The sequence below is a fragment of the Micrococcus sp. CS26 genome (genome assembly GCF_055522295.1).
The window spans coordinates 1-18,015 of record NZ_JBVFVY010000014.1 but is presented as its reverse complement, the minus strand read 5'-3'; the positions used below and the strand labels follow the sequence as shown (position 1 = coordinate 18,015).

At 76.1% G+C, this 18,015-nt stretch carries 15 protein-coding genes; 8 read left to right on the top strand and 7 right to left on the bottom strand.

Annotation, left to right across the window (positions count from 1 at the left end; all coding sequences use genetic code 11):
• Positions 1-32: 32 nt before the first annotated feature.
• Positions 33-314 (top strand): hypothetical protein, encoded by a 282-nt coding sequence (locus ACZ1IK_RS07600; RefSeq protein WP_036314326.1) that lies wholly within the window; start codon positions 33-35, stop codon positions 312-314.
• 27 nt (positions 315-341) lie between these two features.
• On the opposite strand, the gene ACZ1IK_RS07595 is transcribed toward ACZ1IK_RS07600, so the two are convergent.
• From ACZ1IK_RS07595 to hemE, 6 genes are read right to left on the bottom strand one after another with little or no spacing between them, the layout of a single operon-like run.
• Positions 342-1,181, bottom strand: coding sequence for a uroporphyrinogen-III synthase (locus ACZ1IK_RS07595; RefSeq protein ID WP_119217196.1), 840 nt, complete (start codon positions 1,179-1,181; stop codon positions 342-344).
• 1 nt (position 1,182) lies between these two features.
• Positions 1,183-2,316, bottom strand: coding sequence for a hydroxymethylbilane synthase (gene hemC / locus ACZ1IK_RS07590; protein WP_119217195.1), 1,134 nt, complete (start codon positions 2,314-2,316; stop codon positions 1,183-1,185).
• A 4-nt stretch (positions 2,317-2,320) separates the two neighbouring features.
• Positions 2,321-3,670, bottom strand: coding sequence for a ferrochelatase (locus ACZ1IK_RS07585; RefSeq protein WP_465098436.1), 1,350 nt, complete (start codon positions 3,668-3,670; stop codon positions 2,321-2,323).
• Entirely contained in the window at positions 3,670-4,386 is a 717-nt protein-coding gene (hemQ, locus tag ACZ1IK_RS07580; protein ID WP_115166073.1) for a hydrogen peroxide-dependent heme synthase, read from the bottom strand. The genes ACZ1IK_RS07585 and hemQ overlap by 1 nt, the downstream gene beginning before the upstream one ends.
• 50 nt (positions 4,387-4,436) lie before the next feature.
• On the bottom strand, positions 4,437-5,945 hold the full coding sequence (locus tag ACZ1IK_RS07575) for a protoporphyrinogen/coproporphyrinogen oxidase (protein WP_101965984.1): 1,509 nt from the start codon (positions 5,943-5,945) through the stop codon (positions 4,437-4,439).
• Complete coding sequence (gene hemE, locus ACZ1IK_RS07570; RefSeq protein ID WP_095694759.1) at positions 5,942-7,165, bottom strand: uroporphyrinogen decarboxylase; 1,224 nt, start codon at positions 7,163-7,165, stop codon at positions 5,942-5,944. Before hemE ends, ACZ1IK_RS07575 begins: the two co-directional genes overlap by 4 nt.
• A gap of 136 nt (positions 7,166-7,301) precedes the next feature.
• Between hemE and ACZ1IK_RS07565 the strand changes: the two genes are divergently transcribed.
• From ACZ1IK_RS07565 to ACZ1IK_RS07545, 5 genes are all read left to right on the top strand, one after another.
• Positions 7,302-8,654: a glutamyl-tRNA reductase gene (locus tag ACZ1IK_RS07565; RefSeq protein WP_095694760.1), complete on the top strand. Its 1,353-nt coding sequence runs from the start codon at positions 7,302-7,304 to the stop codon at positions 8,652-8,654.
• A gap of 25 nt (positions 8,655-8,679) precedes the next feature.
• On the top strand, positions 8,680-9,336 hold the full coding sequence (locus tag ACZ1IK_RS07560) for a TetR/AcrR family transcriptional regulator (RefSeq protein ID WP_465098435.1): 657 nt from the start codon (positions 8,680-8,682) through the stop codon (positions 9,334-9,336).
• A 120-nt stretch (positions 9,337-9,456) separates the two neighbouring features.
• Complete coding sequence (locus ACZ1IK_RS07555) at positions 9,457-9,681, top strand: DUF3107 domain-containing protein (RefSeq protein WP_036339227.1); 225 nt, start codon at positions 9,457-9,459, stop codon at positions 9,679-9,681.
• Between the two features lie 70 nt (positions 9,682-9,751).
• Positions 9,752-11,317: an RNB domain-containing ribonuclease gene (locus ACZ1IK_RS07550; protein ID WP_465098434.1), complete on the top strand. Its 1,566-nt coding sequence runs from the start codon at positions 9,752-9,754 to the stop codon at positions 11,315-11,317.
• 250 nt (positions 11,318-11,567) lie between these two features.
• Positions 11,568-13,376, top strand: coding sequence for a DEAD/DEAH box helicase (locus tag ACZ1IK_RS07545; protein ID WP_061867030.1), 1,809 nt, complete (start codon positions 11,568-11,570; stop codon positions 13,374-13,376).
• 118 nt (positions 13,377-13,494) lie between these two features.
• Here the strand turns inward: ACZ1IK_RS07545 and ACZ1IK_RS07540 are convergent, their stop codons facing one another.
• Positions 13,495-14,355, bottom strand: coding sequence for a PHP domain-containing protein (locus ACZ1IK_RS07540; RefSeq protein ID WP_049147253.1), 861 nt, complete (start codon positions 14,353-14,355; stop codon positions 13,495-13,497).
• A 64-nt stretch (positions 14,356-14,419) separates the two neighbouring features.
• Between ACZ1IK_RS07540 and ACZ1IK_RS07535 the strand changes: the two genes are divergently transcribed.
• Positions 14,420-16,018, top strand: a complete 1,599-nt coding sequence (locus ACZ1IK_RS07535; RefSeq protein WP_465098433.1) for an aminopeptidase P family protein — start codon at positions 14,420-14,422, stop codon at positions 16,016-16,018.
• Positions 16,019-16,051: 33 nt separating this feature from the next.
• On the top strand, positions 16,052-17,857 hold the full coding sequence (locus ACZ1IK_RS07530; RefSeq protein WP_144786568.1) for a pyruvate kinase: 1,806 nt from the start codon (positions 16,052-16,054) through the stop codon (positions 17,855-17,857).
• Positions 17,858-18,015: the final 158 nt, after the last annotated feature.

Below are 18,015 nucleotides of genomic sequence, written 5' to 3'. Positions count from 1 at the left end.
GCCCACCACGCCCGTTCGGTAGGCTCCCCGGCATGGGGAACACTCTGGACTTCCTGCGCGGCGTCGACCGCCTGCACGCCTTCTACACGGAGAACGTGCGCATGCTCGCGCACGCGTACGACCTGACGGATGAGGAAGCCTCGGAGCTGCTCGCCAACACGGGCTTCACCAACGTCTCGGTCGCCATCCTGCGCGGCCCGCGGGTGGACATCATGGCCGCCGCCACCGGCGTGCCGCAGGACGAGAGGCACGACGCCGGCCCGGCGCCGACGGAGGACGACGCGCCCGACCCGGACGGCGGCCGCCCCGACTGAGCCTCGCTTCGAGTGCGGACGGGCGGCTCAGGCCGCAGCGCGCAGCACGGCCAGCACTCCGGCCGCATCCGGCGTGGGGGCCGTCCCGAGCAGGGGCAGACCCCGCCGCGCGCATGTGTCCCGGGTCGGCGCGCCGATCGCCACGAGCCGCACCCGCTCCCCCACCAGCGGCGTCAGACCCGCGGCCACGAACTCCTCCGCCGCGGACGAGCTGGTGAGCACCACGGCGGTCCCCGCCGCGACCTCGGCCAGCCGCGCGGGCGTCACGACGTCCCCCCGGCCCTCGTCCGCCGCCCCGTCGAGCAGCCGCCTGCCGGCCTGCGCCGGATACGGCACCGTCCGGTAGGCGAGCCCGGTCCGCACGTCCCAGCCCGCCGCGCGCAGGCCGTCGGCGAGGCGGGACCGGGCCCGATCGGACTGGGGCAGCCACGCGCGGGCGCCGCGGGGATGCAGGGCGGCGAGTCCGGCGATCAGGCCCTCGGCGGAGCGGTCCTCGGGCGGCAGCCACGGCGCCGCGTCGCAGCCCGCCTCGGTCAGCACCCGTGCCGTGCCCGGTCCGGTGACCGCGATCCGCGCGCCCGCCGGGACATGGCCGTCCCAGCCGACGGCCCTGAGCGCGCGCACGGTGTTGGGGCTCGTCACCACGAGCCAGCGGGACCCGTCCGAGCGCACCGGCCCGGCCGCATCACCGTCGGCCCCCGCCCAGTCCGCGAGCAGCGCGCGCAGGGGGCCGTCGTCGTCGGGCAGTGCGAAGTCGGTCAGCGGCAGGAAGCCGACCCGCAGCCGCCGCCCCGCCACCTCGGTGCCGGCGAGACCGGCCTCGAGGTCGCCGGCCTGGGCCGGCTGGCGGGTGAGCAGGACGCGCATCTCAGGCCGGGTCGTCGGGGCGCGGGGCGCCGTCGCCCCGGTCCACCCCGCGCACCGTGCCGGGCAGCAGGTCGGCGCCCTCGGCCACGAACTGCTCGGCCACGTGCACGCCGAGTGCCTCCGCGGCCACGAACAGGGTGTCCTCGAGCCACTCGTCGCCGGCCGCCGGGTCGCCGGCCACGTCGGTCGGCACCGGGTCGAGCTGCACGGACGAGGTCCGGCGCAGCACGCGCGAGCCGTCGAGGGCGGCCACCATCGCGGTCATCTCGATGCGCGGCGCGCCGGCCTCGCCGTCGGTCACGCGGGCCACGGCCCCGATCGGCGCGGCGCAGCCGGCCTCGAGGCGGCGCAGCAGGGCCCGCTCGGCGGTGACCGCCACGTGGGTGTCCCGATCGTCGACCAGCTCGAGGGCGGCGTGCAGCCTCCCGACCGGCGCCTCGGGGTCCAGGAGCGCCCGACCGAGGAAGGACTCGTCCTCGGCCCGGATCTCCACGGCCAGGGCGCCCTGCCCGGGGGCGGGCACCATGACCTCCGGGTCGATCCGCTCGGTGATCACGTGGTCCAGGCCGAGCCGGTCGAGCCCGGCACAGGCCAGGATCACGGCGTCGAGGTCACCGCGGGGCGAACCCGCGGCGGCCGGGGCGTGATCGTCGTGCTGCTCCAGCCCGGGCACGCGGGCCAGGCGAGTCTGCACGTTGCCGCGGATGTCCACCAGCTCCAGATCCGGGCGCAGCGCCTTGAGCTGGGCCACGCGGCGCGGCGAGCCCGTGCCCACCCGGGCGCCCTCGGGCAGGGTCGCCAGGGTGAGGCCGTCGCGGGCGCACAGGGCGTCCCGCAGGTCGGCCCGGGCCGGCACCGCGGCGATCTCGAGGGTCTCCGGTTGGACGGCCGGCAGGTCCTTGAGCGAGTGCACGGCCGCGTCCACGACGCCGTCGAGCACGGCGGCCCGCAGCGCCGAGGCGAACACGCCGGTGCCGCCCAGCGAGGCCAGCGAGCCGGTGGTGACGTCGCCCTCGGTGCGGATCACCACCAGCTCGTGGGCCAGGCCGGAGCGCTCCGTGAGCGTCTCGGCCACGTGGGTGGTCTGCGTGGTCGCCAGGGCGGAGCCCCGGGTGCCGATGCGCAGGGGGGTCACGGTCTCAGGCCTCCTCGGCGGGGGCCGCGGCGCCCGCCTCGTGCTCGGCCAGCCCGCGCACGGCGGCGTCGACAGCGGACGTCGTCGGCCGCGTCGAGCCGTCCCGCATCACCTTGACGCAGCAGTCCGGCCGGCACACGTCGTACCACGCCGGGAAGCAGCCGACCGCGGCGCGACCCTCGCGCCGGCCCAGCCGCTCCTCCACGATGTCCACGAGCCCGGCCACGAACCGCGGGTCGGTGCCCGGGGTGGGGCTGCGACGGAACCCCACGCCCAGCCCCTCGGCGGTCTCCTTGGCCTCGGTGTCGAGGTCCCAGACCACCTCCATGTGGTCCGAGACGAACCCCAGCGGCACGACGATGAAGCCCGCCACGGCACGCCCCTGCGCGTCCGTCTCGGCGCCCTCGCCCGCGAGGTGCTCCATCGCGTCGTTGATGTCCGGCTCCAGCCACGGCACCGAGGGCGGGCCGGAGCGCGACTGGTACACGAGCGACCACGGCACGTCCGCGGCCTCGGGCACGCCGGCGAGGATCTCGCGGGCCACGTCGAGGTGCTGCGCCGAGTACACGTCCGCACCCTCGTCGCCCGGCTCCGCCCCCGCCTGCGCGCGCAGGTCTGCGGCGAGGCCGCGCGGGCCGGCCGCGGCGGCGTCGGAGGTGGGGATCGAGTGGGTCGCGAAGAGCACGTGGATCCGCGCGTCGTCCCCCAGCTCCGCGCGCAGCGAGGCCAGGTTCGCGCGCAGGCCGTCCCGGAACGGCTCGATGAAGCCGGGGTGGTTGAAGTACTGGCGCGTCTTGTCCAGGTCCACCTTCCCGGTCAGGCCGGTCTGCTCCATGGCCATGCCCATGTCCTCGCGGTACTGGCGGCACGAGGAGTAGCAGGAGTACGCGGAGGTGGTGACCGTCAGGATGCGGCGGTGCCCGTCGGCGTGCATCCGCGCGAGGGTGTCCGGGAAGTAGGGCTCCCAGTTGCGGTTGCCCCAGTACACGGGCAGGTCCAGGCCGCGGGCGGCCAGCTCGGCCTCGATGGCCGCCTTCAGCGCGCGGTTCTGCGCGTTGATGGGGCTGACGCCGCCGTTGGCGCGGTAGTGGGTGGCGACCTCCTCGAGGCGCTCGTCCGGGATGCCGCGCCCGCGCGTGACGTTGCGCAGGAACGGGATCACGTCGTCCTGGCCCTCGGGCCCGCCGAAGGAGGCGAGCAGCAGGGCGTCGTAGTCCTTGGGGGCCATCACGCCGCACGCGTCGTAGTCGACGCCGGCGGCGGCCTTCTCGGGCGTCCGGAGGGCCGGGGCGACGCCGGCGTCCGGGCCGGTGTGGACGGGCGCGTCGGCGCGGGGCTCGGGGGCGGCAGTCATCAGGCCAGCACCTCCGCGATCTCGGCGGTCTCCAGACGGCGTCCGGTGTAGAACGGCACCTCGCTGCGCACGTGCAGGCGGGTCTCGTTGTTGCGCAGGTGGCGCATCATGTCCACCAGGTCCGTCAGCTCGTCCGCCTCGAGGCCCAGCAGCCACTCCCAGTCGTTCAGGCCGAACGCGCTGGTGGTGTTCGCCCACACCTGCGGGAAGTCCTGGCCGAGCTGGCCGTGCTCGCGGAGCATGCGGGCCCGCTCCTTCGGGTCCAGCAGGTACCAGTCGTACGAGCGCACGAACGGGTAGAAGCACAGCCACTTCAGGGCCTTGCGGCCCATGGCGAAGGCGGGGACGTGGTCCTTGTTGAACTCGGCCATGCGATCGGCGCCCATGGCCGAGAGCACCATCGTGGTGCCCTCGAGCAGACGGGTGCGGCGCAGCTCGCGGATGCCGGCCTGCAGGTCCTCGGGCACCTGGCCGTACATCCACACCATGACGTCGCCGGCCTCGCGCATGCCCGAGACGTCGTAGACGCCGCGCACGGTCACGCCGGTCTGGGCCACCCGCGCGACGGCCTCGTCGAACTCCTTGGCGGCCTTCTTCGCGTCGCGGCCCTCCAGTCCCAGCCAGCCTGGCTCGCCCTGCGGGCGGGCGAACACGGTGTAGGTGGTGAACCAGTCCTTGCCGGCCTCGGCAGGGGTGGTGGTGCTGTCCTTGGTCATGGTCCTCTTCCTTGGGATCCGATTGCGTCAGGGGTGGTCTGGGGGCGAGGTCAGCCGGCGGGCGGTGCGTCGGCGCCGAGGGTGCGGTCCACGCCGGCGACGACGGCGGCCAGCCCGGTGCCGTGCACCCAGCTGCCCACGAGGTCGAGGCCGGGCACGTCCCGTGCCCAGTCGATCAGCGTGTCCGCCTTCGCGCGGTCGGGGCCGGCCTGCGGCGGGATGGAGCGGCGCCAGCGGGTGACGGTGCGGGCGACGACGTCCTCCTCCGCCAGCGGCACCCCGGTGAGAGTCGCCGTGTCCACGAGCGCCTGCGCGAGCAGCTCCTCGTCCGCGCTGCGGTGGCCCAGGGCCTCGGGCCCGCCGCCCTGGCGGCCGTAGGACAGGCGCAGCACGTGGCGGTGGGGATGGCGGGCGACACCGTCCTCCTGCGGACGCGCGACGACCTCGCGCAGCCACGCCCACTTGGCGGTGGCGTGGGTCAGGGCCTTGGCGGCCACGTCCGTCCCGGCGCCGACCAGCACTCCGGTGCCGCGTGGCGCGTCGTCCAGGCCCGCGGCCTCGACGACGAGCGTGGCCAGCGCGATGCCCTCGCCGAGGGCGGGGCCGGCGTCGGGGTCCAGGGCCTCGGCCGAGAGCGGGGCCAGCAGGTCCCAGGCGGTGACGCCGTCCACGGCCAGCACGACGCGGTCCACGTCGAGCCCGCGGACGACCTCGTCGTCCCGGTCCGAGATCTGGGCCCACCAGCCGCCGGTGGCGGGCACGCGGGACAGGGCGGCCACCCGGACACCGCGCAGGACGGTGGCCCCGTCCTCGCGCAGCGCCTCGACGAGCCGGCCGGTGAGGCGGACCATGCCGCCGTCCAGACCGGCCACGAGCGAGCCGGGGGTCCCGGTGGACCGCAGCGCGGCGACGCCCGCGGCCAGCCCGCCGTGCTCCACGGCGGCGGCGAGCAGGCCGGGGGCCACGCGCTCCAGCTCGACGACCGCGGGGTCGGCCGAGTGGACTCCGGCGACGACGGGGGCCACGAGGCGGTCGAGCACCTCGTCGCCGAGGCGGTCGGCCACGACCTGCGCGACGGTCACCGGCTCGCCGGCCGCGAGCGCGGCGGCCCAGCGATCCATGGGGGCCTCGGCGTCCTGCCGGGCGCGCTCCAGGCCGGCCGGCGTGAGGGCGGCGGCGAGGTCCTCGGCGTCGAGGTCGCCGGGGATGCCGACGATGCCGAGACGCGGGGCGCGCACGGGGCCGGCGGGACCGTGCAGCCACGAGCCGAGGGGCTCGGGCGCGACGATCTTCTCGCCCAGCCCGAGCTCCTCCACGAGCGCGCGCACGGCGGCGCCGCGGACGGCGAACGACTCGGCGCCGCCGTCGAGTTCGAGGGTCTGGGTCTCGGGGGCCCCGGTCTCGCCGTGCGAGGGGACGTCGAGGAAGCGCGGGGAGACCGCGCCCCCGAGCACGGAGGTGGCCTCGGCGAGGGTCACGTCCCAGCCCGCCGTGGACAGTCGGTGGGCCGCGACGAGGCCGGCGATGCCGCCGCCGACCACGAGCGCCGTGCCGCTCATGCGCGCTCCTCCCGCTCGGCGGTCTCGACCCCCGGTGCCGGGTCCTGGCCCTCCCGCTCCGGCACGGGCAGGGAGTGGATCAGCTCGACCACGCGGGTCAGCACGGCCGCGTCCGTCTCCGGCGGCACGCCGTGGGCGAGGTTGACGACGTGGCCGGGCGCGAGGGCGCCGGAGGCGACGACGTCGCGCACGTGGGCCTCGAGGACCTCCCACGGGGCGGCGAGCAGGGCCGGGTCGATGTTGCCCTGCAGGGGCACGGCGCCGCGTCCGTCGGGGCCGGGGTTCGCGCTGAGCCGGCGGTGCGCCTCGGCGAGCGTGAGGCGGTGGTCCACGCCGACGGCGGTCGCGCCCGCGTCACGCAGGTGGTGCAGGAACTCTCCGGTGCCCGTGCCGAAGTGCAGGAGCGGGGCGCCGTCGGGGACGCCGGGCCCGGCGAGGTCGGCGACATGGGCGAGGGCCGCCGTCGAGTGCGGCTGCACGTGCTCGAGGTAGTCGTCCGCCGAGAGCGAACCGGCCCACGAGTCGAACAGCTGCGCGGCGGAGGCGCCGGACTCGAGCTGGGCGCGCAGGAACTGGCCGGACACGGTGGCGGCCCAGCCGGCCAGGGCGGCCCAGGTCTCGGGGTCGGCGTGCATCATGCGTCGCGGGCCGAAGTGGTCGCGGGAGGGACGGCCCTCCACCATGTACGCCGCCAGCGTGAAGGGGGCGCCGGCGAAGCCGATCAGGGGGCGCGGGCCCAGCTCGGCGACGGTGGCCGCGACGGCCTCGCGGATGACGTCCAGGGCGGCGTCCTCGAGGACGGGCAGCGCGGCGACGTCGTCGGCGGTGCGGACGGCCTGGCCGAGCACGGGGCCCACGCCGGGCTGGATCTCCACGTCCACGCCCGCCAGGCGCAGGGGGACCACGATGTCCGAGAAGAAGATCGCCGCGTCGACGTCATGGCGGCGCACCGGCTGCATCGTGATCTCCCGGACCAGGTCCGGCATGAGGCAGGAGTCGAGCATCCCGATCCCCTCGCGCACCTGGCGGTACTCCGGCAGCGAACGGCCGGCCTGCCGCATGAACCACACGGGGTGGCGGTCGGGGCGCTGGCCGCGCAGCGCGCGGAGGAGCGGGCTGGCCACGGTCGAGCGTGACGGATCCTCGGTGCGCAGCGGGTGCTCGGCGGGCAGTGCCGGGACGGCCGCGGGGGTCTCGGGGGTCTGGGACAGGGCGGACATGCCCCCAGTGTCCCACCGGTCGTGTCGCGGTGGCACATCCGCGTCCTCCGTGAGCGTCGTCACACTGGCCGACGGCACCCGGGTCAGGTCCGCCTTCCCGGACGGGCGGGGCGGTCGGGGCTAGACTTGGCCCGCTGTGACTGTCTTCTCTCTCGTCGCCTCCCACCATGACCTGGACCTGGACACGGTCGCCCGCCTCAGCGCCGGCGCGACCGGGGTCGGGCCCGCCCTGCCCGGCAGCGGCGCGGCGGGCGCCGTCGTGCTGGCCACGTGCAACCGCGTGGAGATCTACGCCGAGGCCGACGCGGCCGGCGTCGAGGCCGCCCGCGCGGGGCTGCTGTCCGCCGTCGCCGCCTCCACCTCCCTGCCGGACGAGGACGTGCACACCGCGTTCCGCACGCTCGACGCCGACGCCACGGCCCGTCACCTCTTCGAGGTCGGCGCCGGACTGGACTCCGCCGTGGTGGGCGAGCGCGAGATCGCCGGTCAGGTCCGGCGCGCCCTGACGGCGGCCCAGGAGGCCGGCACCGCCTCGGGCCCGCTCGTCCGCCTCTTCGAGTCCGCCACGCGCACGGCCAAGGACGTCGGCTCCCGCACGGCGCTCGGCGCGGCCGGCCGCTCGGTCGTCTCCGTCGCCCTGGACCTCGCGGAGGAGCTGCGCGGTCTCACCGACGCCGCGGCCCAGCGTGACTTCTGGGCCGGGGCCACCATCCTGCTGATCGGCACGGGCGCCTACGCCGGCACCACGCTGGCGCAGCTGGCGGACCGGGGTGCGACCACCGTCGGCGTGCACTCGGCCTCGGGCCGCGCGGAGCAGTTCGTCGCGGACCGCGGCGGCTGGGCCCTCGCGCTCGGCGGCGAGGCCGTGGCCGGCGCCGTCGCCGAGGCGGACGTGATCATCGGCTCCTCCGGTGGCGAGCGCCAGATCAGCCCCGAGCGCCTGCAGGAGCTGCGCGAGGGCGGACGGCGCCCGCTCACGGTGGTCGACCTGGCCCTCTCGCGCGACTTCGACCCCGCCGTCGCGGACCTGCCGGACGTCGACCTCATCACCCTCGAGTCGGTGCGGCTGGCCGCCCCCGAGCAGGCCCAGGTCGCCGTCGCCGAGGCCCGCGCGCTCGTGGACGATGCCGTCGAGGAGTACCGCGCCGCGCAGCGCGGCCGCAGTGCCGACGCGGCGATCAAGGCCCTGCGCCGCCACACCCTCGGGGTGCTCGACCGGGAGCTCGAGCGCGTGCGTGCCCGCCACGGCTGCACGGCGGCTGCCGAGGAGGTGGAGTTCGCCCTGCGCCGCATGGTGAACCAGCTCCTGCACGAGCCCAGCGTGCGCGCCAAGCGGCTCGCCGCCGAGGGCCGGCTCGACCGCTATGAGGACGCCCTCGAGGCGGTCTTCGGGATCGAGGCCCCCGGCCGCCCCGCCCCCGCCGTGGGCACGGTCGAGGCGGTCTGCCCCGCGCACGAGGACGAGGGCGGCGCCGCGCGCATCGCGTGAGCCGGCCCCGCGCCAGGAGGACCCCGTGACCGCCCACCCCGCCGCCACCGCGCCCGACGAGCCCGGGCGAGGCCGTCGTCTGCCCCGGCACGAGCGTCGCCGCCAGCTGTTGGACTGCGCCCGCGCGGTCTTCGCCGCGGAGCGGTACGCGGGGGCCTCCATGGAGCAGATCGCCGAGCGGGCCGAGGTCTCCAAGCCGGTCCTCTACCAGCACTTCCCCAGCAAGCACGAGCTCTTCCTCGAGCTGCTGGACGCCGAGGTCGCGAGCCTGCGCGCGCTCCTCGAGGCGGCGATGGACACCCGCCGGGACAATCGCGAACGGGTGCGGGCCACCGTCGCCGCCGTGTTCGAGTACATGGCCTCCCCCGAGCGGACCCACCGCCTGATCTTCGACTCCGGCATCGACGGGGACCCGGAGGTGCGCACGCGCAGCGAGGCCGTGCACCGGCTGCTCTCCTCCGAGGTCGCGCGCACCATCCGCGCGGACACCACCGTGGCCGAGGCCGAGGCCGAGGTGCTCTCCCGCGGACTCGTCGGCTACCTCCTGGGCGCCGCCCGTCACTGGGCGGACCGGCTCGACGCCGACGCCCGCCCCGCCGCCGCCGAGATGGCCCGCACGGTGGACGACCTCATCTGGCGCGGCCTCACCTCGTTGCCCTCCGCGGACGACGCCCCGCGCTGACCCGGCCGTCCGGCCCGTTTCGCCCGCGGGTGAACCTCGTGGGCGCCCGCCCACCTCACCGAGCGGTCCCGTAGGCTGACGGCGGACCGCACAGGACGCGACGAAGAGAAGAGGTTCCCCATGGAGATCCGCATCGGTGTGCAGCACGTCGGCCGCGAGGTCGTCATCGACAGCGAGCAGTCGGCGGACGAGGTCCGCTCCCTCGTGGACGCCGCCGTCGCCGACGGCACCCCGCTGGTCCTGACGGACGCCAAGGGCCGCCAGGTGGTCGTCCCCGGTGACCGCATCGGCTTCGTGGAGATCGGCGCGAAGAAGTCGGGCCCGCTCGGGTTCGCCGCCTCCTGACCCGCCCCGCACGCCCCGGTGATCCGCCGGGGCGTGCGTCGTCTCGGCCCCCTTGCCCAGGAGCATCGCCATGTCCTCCCACGCCCTCGGCCTCCGCGGCCCTGCCGACCCGGCCCTGCTCGAGCGCCTCGCCGCCCTGCGGACGGAGCTCGAGCTGCCGTCGGCCTTCCCCACCCCCGTCCTGGCCGAGGCGGAGGCGGCCGCGCATGGGGTGCACGTGGGCCTGGCCGGGAGCCCGGACCACGCGGACCGCACGGCCCTGCCGTTCGTCACCGTGGACCCCGCCGGCGCCACGGACCTGGACCAGGCCCTGCTCCTGACCCCCTCCGACGACGACGGCATCCTGGTCCGCTACGCGATCGCGGACGTGCCCGCCTTCGTGGCACCGGGCGGCGCCGTGGACGCCGAGGCCCGCCGCCGCGGCCAGACCGTCTACCTGCCCGACGGCCGGGTCCCCCTGCACCCGGAGGTGTTGAGCGAGGACGCCGCCTCCCTGCTGCCGGACCGGGACCGACCGGCGTTCGTGTGGACGTTCCTGCTGGACGCCGCGGGCGCCGTCGTCGAGACCGGCCTCGAACGCGCCCGCATCCGCTCCCGGGCGCAGCTGACGTACGGGCAGGTGCAGGCCTTCCTCGACGCGCAGCCGGGGGCACAGGCGCCGACGACGCCGCGCCCCGGGGTCACCGACGCGGACCGGGCCGCCGCCGAGGGGTGGCCGGCCGAGGTGCGCGACTCGCTGGCGCTGCTGCCGGAGGTGGGCCGACGGCGGGCCGCGCAGGAGGCCGCCCGCGGCGGTGCCTCCCTGAACCTGCCGGACCAGGAGGTCCGTGTCACCGAGGACGGGGCGCACGAGCTCGTGCACCGGGCGCCGTTGCCGGCGGAGGAGCACAACGCCCAGCTCTCCCTGCTGACCGGCATGGCCGCGGCCGAGCTGATGCTGGCCGCCGGAGTCGGGATCCTGCGTACGATGCCGGCGCCGGACACCGACGCCGTCGCCGCCTTCCGAGAGCGCACGCGCGCCCTGGGCGCCCCGTGGGACGAGGGCCAGGACTACGGCGCCTACCTGCGTTCCCTCGACCCCGCCGACGCGCGGCACCTGGCGGTGCTGCACGCGGCCACCGGGCTGTTCCGCGGCGCCGGGTACACGGCCTTCGACGCGCAGGCCGAGGACCCGGCCCTGCGCACCCCGCCGGACGAACCGGCCCAGGCCGCGCTCGCCGCCCCCTACGCCCACGCCACCGCTCCGCTGCGCCGGCTCGTGGACCGCTTCGTCCTGGCCCTGTGCCACGCCCATGCCATCGGCGCCCCCGCCCCCGCATGGGTCCGCAGCGCCCTGCCCGCGCTGCCCGCCCTCATGGCGGACTCGTCGCGCCGGGCCTCGGCCGCGAGCCGGACGGCGGCGGACCTCGTGGAGGCGGCGGCACTCGAGTCCCGCGTCGGCGCGGAGCTCGAGGGGATCGCGGTGCGCGAGGCGAAGGACGGCACGGAGGTGTGGCTGCTCGACCCGGCCGTGAGCCTGCGGGTGCCGGGCAGCGTCCCGGCGGGCACCCGGGTGCGCGTGCGGATCGAGGGCGTGGACCGCGCCTCGGGTGCGATCACGGCCGCGGGGGTAGACTGGCCGCACAGCTCACGCTGACCCAGGATGACCGGTCGCTCTCTGATCACCCTGACCCGCCGCCCGCGCCCCTGACGCCCGGGACGGCACCATGACCTGCCGGATCCGGCACGGCCCGCCGCGTACGGCGCGCCCGCCCGGTTCCACGGGGCGCCGCCCGTCGGCCGCTCCGCGTGCTTGCCTCGCGATCGGCTTCCGCTTGAACCGCGCGCACGGCGGAGCCGGGCCTTCCGCCCGCCGTGACGACGCCTGACCAGGAACGCGAGTCGCCATGACCCAGAACTCCGAGCACACCCCCGCCTCCGCCGACCTCGACCCGACGGTCGCCGCGATCGCGGAGGACATCGTCACCGAGGACGCCGCCCCCGTGGCCCCCGAGCAGACCTTCGCCGACTTCGGGGTGCACCCCGCGATCGTCGAGGCCCTGGAGGCCAAGGGCATCGTCCACCCCTTCCCCATCCAGGCCATGACCCTGCCGGTCGCCCTCGGCGGCCACGACATCATCGGCCAGGCCAAGACCGGCACCGGCAAGACCCTCGGCTTCGGCATCCCCGCGCTACAGCGCGCCATCGGCCCGGGCGAGCCCGGCTGGGACGGCCTCGAGGCCAAGGGCACCGCGGGCGCCCCGCAGGCCCTGATCGTCGCCCCGACGCGCGAGCTCGCCGTCCAGGTGGCCGGCGACCTCACGGCCGCCGCGGCCCGGCGCCCCCTGCGCATCGCCACCATCTACGGCGGCCGCGCCTACGAGCCGCAGATCGAGGAGCTGCAGCGCGGCGTCGAGATCGTCGTCGGCACCCCCGGCCGCCTCATCGACCTGATGCGCCAGCGCCACCTGCGCCTGGACCTGGTGAACACGGTGGTGCTGGACGAGGCCGACGAGATGCTGGACCTCGGCTTCCTCCCCGACGTCGAGACCCTGCTCGCCGCCGTCCCGGCCGTGCGTCAGACCATGCTGTTCTCGGCCACCATGCCGGGTCCCGTGGTCGCGATGGCGCGCCGCTACATGACGCAGCCGACCCACATCCGCGCGGCGGACCCGGAGGACGAGGGCCTGACGAAGAAGGACATCCGTCAGCTCGTCTACCGCGCCCACCACATGGACAAGGACGAGCTCGTGGCCCGCGCCCTGCAGGCCGAGGGCCGCGGCCGGACCATCATCTTCACGCGCACCAAGCGCACGGCCGCTCGCGTGGCGGACGAGCTGACGGCGCGCGGCTTCGCGGCCGGCGCGCTGCACGGCGACCTCGGCCAGGGCGCCCGCGAGCAGGCGCTGCGCGCGTTCCGCAACGGCAAGGTGGACATCCTCGTGGCCACCGACGTCGCGGCGCGCGGCATCGACGTCGACGACGTCACGCACGTGTTCAACTTCCAGGCGCCGGAGGACGAGAAGACCTACGTGCACCGCGTGGGCCGCACGGGCCGCGCCGGCAACAAGGGCGTGGCGGTGACCCTCGTGGACTGGGAGGACATGCCGCGCTGGTCCCTGATCGACAAGGCGCTCGGCCTCGGCCAGCCCGAGCCGGTGGAGACCTACTCCTCCTCCCCGCACCTGTTCTCCGACCTCGGCATCCCGAAGGGCACGAAGGGCCGTCTGCCGCAGGCCAAGCGCGTGCTCGAGGGCCTCGAGGGCGAGACGCTCGAGGACCTCGGCGGCCCCGAGGCGAAGCAGCGCGACGGCGGCCGCGGACGGGGTCGCGAGGGCGGTCGGTCCCGCGACGGCGAGCGCGGCGGCCGTGAGGGCGGCCGCGGCGGACGTGGCGGACGGAACCGGGGCGGCCGCTCCGGCGAGGGCCGCGACGATGCACGCGGCGGAGGCCGCGGCGAGCGCTCGGCCCGCGGGCGTGGTGAGGTACCCGCCGAGCAGCGCGCCGAGGGCCGGGGCCGTGGTCGCGGCGAGGGCCGCGAGCGCACCGCCTCGCGCTCCGAGGCCCCCGCAGCCCGGACGCCGGAGCCGGTGGCCGGCGTCGAGCTGACGGAGGCCCGCCGGGCCGAGCGCGCCGAGGCGCGGGCCGAGGCCCGTCGTCGCCGGGGCGGCCGCACCCGCACGCGCCGCCGCAACGGCGAGGTCGTGGACGGCTGACCCTCCCTTCCGGGCCCCCGGGAGTCTTCTGCGCGAATGACCCTTCTGACCGCCGTGCAGGCGGCCGGAAGGGTCATTCGCGCAACGGATCCTCCGCCGTCGCCCCGGCCGTCCGGGCTCAGCCGCGGATGATCGCCGTGCCGGTGCCCTGCCGCTCGATCTCGGCGAGCACCTCCGCGCCCGTGGTGTGCTCGCCGATCGGATTGGGCTTGCCCGTGCCGTGGTAGTCGGACGAGCCGGTGACGAACAGCCCGTGCCGGTCCGCGAACGCGCGCAGCCAGGTGCGCTCCTCCGCCGGGTTGTCCCGGTGCTCGACCTCGACCCCCGCCAGTCCGGCCTCGGCCATCTGCTCGAACACCTCGTCGCCCACCACGCGGCCCCGCATGCGCGCCCGGGGATGCGCGAACACCGGCACCCCGCCGGCGGCCCGGATGAGCGCGACCGCCTCGGCCGGGTCCGGGGCGAAGTGCGGCACGTAGTACTTGGACCGGCCGGCGAGGATCTCCCGGAACGCCGCGGAGCGGTCCGGGACGGCCCCGATCGTCACGAGGGCGTCGGCCAGGTGGGGCCGGCCGATCGTCGCGTTCTCCGCCGCGTGCTCCTGGACCAGCTCCCACGTGATCGGGAAGTCCGCGCCCAGGCGCCGCACCATCTCCTGCGCCCGGATCAGCCTCGCGTCGCGGGCCAGGCCGACCTCCCGCAGCAGGGCGGGGTCCTCGGGGTCGTGCAGGTAGCTGAGCACGTGCACGCTCACGCCGTCGGCGGAGGTGCAGGACATCTCCATGCCGGGCACGAGCGTCAGCCCGGTCTCCCGCGCGGCGTGGGCGGCCTCGGCCCAGCCGGCGGTCGTGTCGTGGTCGGTGAGCGCGAGGCCGTCCAGCCCGGCCCGCGCCGCCGCACGCACCACGTCGGCCGGCGGCTCGGTGCCGTCGGACTCGGTCGAGTGCGTGTGCAGGTCGTAGCGGGCCATGGCGGCCATGGTACCGAGACCCGCGCGCGGCGGCCCCGACCTGCCCGCGCCCACCGGTGCCATGATGGAGGGCATGACCGATGCCGCACAGCACCCCGCCCAGACCACCCCCGACCAGCCCGCCGCCGCCCCCGAGGCGGGCGCCGACGGCACCGGCGCGGTGAACCCCCAGCCGCTGGCCGAGCGCGTCGACAACCGCTCGCAGCGCCCCGCCTCGAACGCCTTCCGCGACTTCATGGCCTCCGACTGGGCGCCCTCGTCGCAGGCCCTGCCCGACCCCGACGCCTCGGCCCCGTACGCCGCCCGGCGGCGGGCCGCCGTGTCCGCGCGCTTCCCGGGCGAGCGGATCGTGGTGCCGGCCGGCCGCCTCAAGGTCCGCTCGAACGACACCGACTACCGCTTCCGCGCGCACTCCGCGTTTGCCCACCTGACGGGCCTCGGCGTGGACCACGAGCCGGACGCCGTGCTCGTGCTCGAGCCCACGGACCCGGGCGCCGGCGACGACGGCACGGACCACACCGCCACCCTGTACTTCCGTCCCCTGGCCGGCCGGGACACCGAGCAGTTCTACGCGGACTCGCGCTCGGGTGAGTTCTGGATCGGCCCCCGTCCGACCCTGGCCGGCCTGGCCGCCCGCACGGGTCTGCGCACGGCGGGGCTCGAGGAGCTCGAGTCCGCCGTCACCAAGAACGTGGCCGCGGACGGCACCGCGGTGCGGCTGCTGGCCGAGACCGACCAGGACGTGGACGCGCTGCTGGCCGCCGTCCGGACCGAGGCCGGCGTGGACCTGGCCGCCGCGGCCGAGGCCGACGCCCAGACCGCCGAGTTCCTCTCCGAGCTGCGCCTGGTCAAGGACGCGTGGGAGGTCGAGCGGATGCGCGCCTCGGTGGCCGCCACGATCGCGGGCTTCGAGGACGTCGTGCGGGCCCTGCCGCGCGCCGTGGGCCACGACCGCGGCGAGCGCGTGGTCGAGGGCGCCTTCTTCGCCCGCGCCCGCCTCGAGGGCAACGACCTGGGCTACGACACGATCGCGGCCTCCGGCAACAACGCCACGATCCTGCACTGGATCCGCAACACGGGCGCCGTGCGCCCGGGTGAGCTGCTGCTGCTCGACGCCGGCGTCGAGGACGACTCCCTCTACACCGCGGACATCACCCGCACCCTGCCCGTGTCCGGCACGTTCACGGACGTGCAGCGCCGCATCTACCAGGCGGTCCTCGACGCCGCGGACGCCGCCTTCGCGATCGTGCGCCCCGGCATCCGGTTCCGCGAGCTCCACGCCGAGGCCATGCGGGTGCTCGTCGACCGCCTCGACGGCTGGGGCCTGCTGCCGGTCTCGGCCGAGGTCGCGCTCTCGGACGAGGGCCAGCACCACCGGCGCTGGATGCCCCACGGCACCTCGCACCACCTCGGCCTCGACGTGCACGACTGCGCCCAGGCCAAGCGCGAGCTCTACCTGGACGGCGTGCTCGCGCCGGGCATGGTCTTCACGATCGAGCCGGGTCTGTACTTCAAGGAGGAGGACCTGGCCGTCCCCGAGGAGTACCGCGGCATCGGCGTGCGCATCGAGGACGACATCCTCGTGACCGAGGACGGGGCCGAGAACCTCTCCGCGGTCCTCCCCCGCACCCCGGACGAGATCGAGGCCTGGATGGCGCGGCTCCAGGCGTGATCCGGCGCGGAGGGCGCCCCTAGGGTTCGGACCATGGGTATCGACCTGACCACCGAGCTCACCGCCCTCCGCGACCGCCTCCTCTCCGCCGAGGCGGAGCACGCCGACCTCATCTCCCGCGTCCGGGAGCGCCACCGGGCCTCGGCCCGGAACCTCGTGCACTACGTCGCCCTGCGCGGCACCGACCTGCGGCCCCTGCAGGAGGCGCTGAGCGACGCCGGACTGTCCTCTCTGGGCCGCATGGAGGCCGGCGTGCTGGGCCACGTGGACGCGGTGCTGGCCGCCGCCCGCGCGCTCGACGGCGACCCCGCCCCCGCGCCCGAGGACGACGCCCTGACCTCCGCCGAGGGCCGCGCCATCCTCGCCCGCAACGCGGCGAGCCTGCTCGGTCCGGCCCGCGGCGACCGGGACGCGCGCATCATGGTGACCATGCCCTCCGAGGCCGCCACGGACCCGGAGCTCGTGGCCCGGATCGCCGAGGCCGGCATGGACCTGGCGCGCGTGAACTGCGCCCATGACGACGAGCAGGCGTGGGCCGCCATGATCGCGGCGGTCCGCCGGTGCGCCGGTGCGGGCCGGCCCGCGCCCCTGGTCGCGATGGACCTGGCCGGGCCGAAGGTGCGCACGGGCCCCATCGAGCCGGGCCCGCGCGTCGTGAAGGTGAAGCCGACCCGGGACCCCTCCGGGACCGTCACCGAGCCCTCCCGCGTGTGGCTCGCCGCCGGGCCCCACGATGCCGTGGCCGCGGCGGACCGGCCGGACGGCGCCGTCGTCGTGCCGCTCGCGGACCCGGAGGGGACGACCCTGGCGGTCCTGCAGCGCGGCGACGAGATCGAGCTGACCGACGCGCGTGGCGCACACCGCAGGCTCGAGGTCGAGCAGGTGGACGGCGAGGGCGTGCTCGTGCGGGCGGAGAAGACGGTCTACTGGGCGACGGGCACGGCACTGACGACGCCGCACGGTCCGCTCGAGGTGGGACCGCTGCCCCCGCTCGAGCAGTCGATGCGCGTGCACGAGGGCGAGCAGATCGTGCTGACCCGCTCGCTCGAGCCGGTTCCCGCGGTCGACACGCCGCCCTACCGGATCGGCCTCACCCTGGCGCAGGCGTTCGCGGACGCGACGGTCGGCGACCGGGTCTCCCTCGACGACGGACGGATCGGCACGCGGATCACGGGGGTGTCCGACGATGAGATCACCCTCGAGGTGACCCAGGCCGGCCCGCGCGGGGCGAAGCTCAAGGCGGAGAAGGGCGTGAACTTCCCGGACACGCACCTGGACATCCCGGCCCTCACGGACGAGGACCTCGCCCACATCCCGTTCGCGGCTCGCCACGCGGACATGGTGAACATGTCCTTCGTCCGCTCGGCCGAGGACGTGGCCCAGCTGATCGACGCGCTCGAGGCCGAGGACGCGCCGGACGTGGACATCACGCTGAAGATCGAGACGGTGGAGGCCTTCCGGCAGCTGCCGCGGATGCTGCTCGAGGCGATGCGCTGGCGGGACGTCGGGGTGATGATCGCCCGCGGCGACCTGGCGGTGGAGGCCGGCTTCGCACGCATGGCCGAGCTGCAGGAGGAGATCCTGTGGCTGTGCGAGGCCGCGCACGTGCCCGCGATCTGGGCCACCCAGGTCCTCGAGTCCCTCGCCAAGACCGGCCTGCCCTCACGGGCGGAGATCACGGACGCCGCGATGGCGCAGCGGGCCGAAGCCGCGATGCTGAACAAGGGCCCGTACATCGACCGCGCCGTCACCGTCCTCGGCGACATCCTGGGCCGGATGCACGGTCATGCGAGCAAGAAGCGCGACATGCTCCGGCGGCTCGAGTCCTGGTCCCTCTGACGGGGCTCAGCCGCGCGGCTCGTCCTGGGGCCGTGGCGGGTGGCCGCCGCGCGCCTCGATGAGCTTGGCGACCTCCTCCGGCGGCAGGGTCACGCCGTAGGAGCGGTCCAGGCCGGTGGGCGCGGGGTCCGCCTCCGGGGCGGGCCGGGCCGGCGCCT

Excerpts from the sequence above, each read along its gene's own strand:
- ACZ1IK_RS07600 (WP_036314326.1), top strand. The coding sequence starts at position 33 with ATGGGGAACACTCTGGACTTCCTGCGCGGCGTCGACCGCCTGCACGCC.
- ACZ1IK_RS07595 (WP_119217196.1), bottom strand. The coding sequence starts at position 1,181 with ATGCGCGTCCTGCTCACCCGCCAGCCGGCCCAGGCCGGCGACCTCGAG.
- ACZ1IK_RS07585 (WP_465098436.1), bottom strand. The coding sequence starts at position 3,670 with ATGACTGCCGCCCCCGAGCCCCGCGCCGACGCGCCCGTCCACACCGGC.
- hemQ (WP_115166073.1), bottom strand. The coding sequence starts at position 4,386 with ATGACCAAGGACAGCACCACCACCCCTGCCGAGGCCGGCAAGGACTGG.
- ACZ1IK_RS07575 (WP_101965984.1), bottom strand. The coding sequence starts at position 5,945 with ATGAGCGGCACGGCGCTCGTGGTCGGCGGCGGCATCGCCGGCCTCGTC.
- hemE (WP_095694759.1), bottom strand. The coding sequence starts at position 7,165 with ATGTCCGCCCTGTCCCAGACCCCCGAGACCCCCGCGGCCGTCCCGGCA.
- ACZ1IK_RS07555 (WP_036339227.1), top strand. The coding sequence starts at position 9,457 with ATGGAGATCCGCATCGGTGTGCAGCACGTCGGCCGCGAGGTCGTCATC.
- ACZ1IK_RS07550 (WP_465098434.1), top strand. The coding sequence starts at position 9,752 with ATGTCCTCCCACGCCCTCGGCCTCCGCGGCCCTGCCGACCCGGCCCTG.
- ACZ1IK_RS07545 (WP_061867030.1), top strand. The coding sequence starts at position 11,568 with ATGACCCAGAACTCCGAGCACACCCCCGCCTCCGCCGACCTCGACCCG.
- ACZ1IK_RS07540 (WP_049147253.1), bottom strand. The coding sequence starts at position 14,355 with ATGGCCGCCATGGCCCGCTACGACCTGCACACGCACTCGACCGAGTCC.
- ACZ1IK_RS07535 (WP_465098433.1), top strand. The coding sequence starts at position 14,420 with ATGACCGATGCCGCACAGCACCCCGCCCAGACCACCCCCGACCAGCCC.
- ACZ1IK_RS07530 (WP_144786568.1), top strand. The coding sequence starts at position 16,052 with ATGGGTATCGACCTGACCACCGAGCTCACCGCCCTCCGCGACCGCCTC.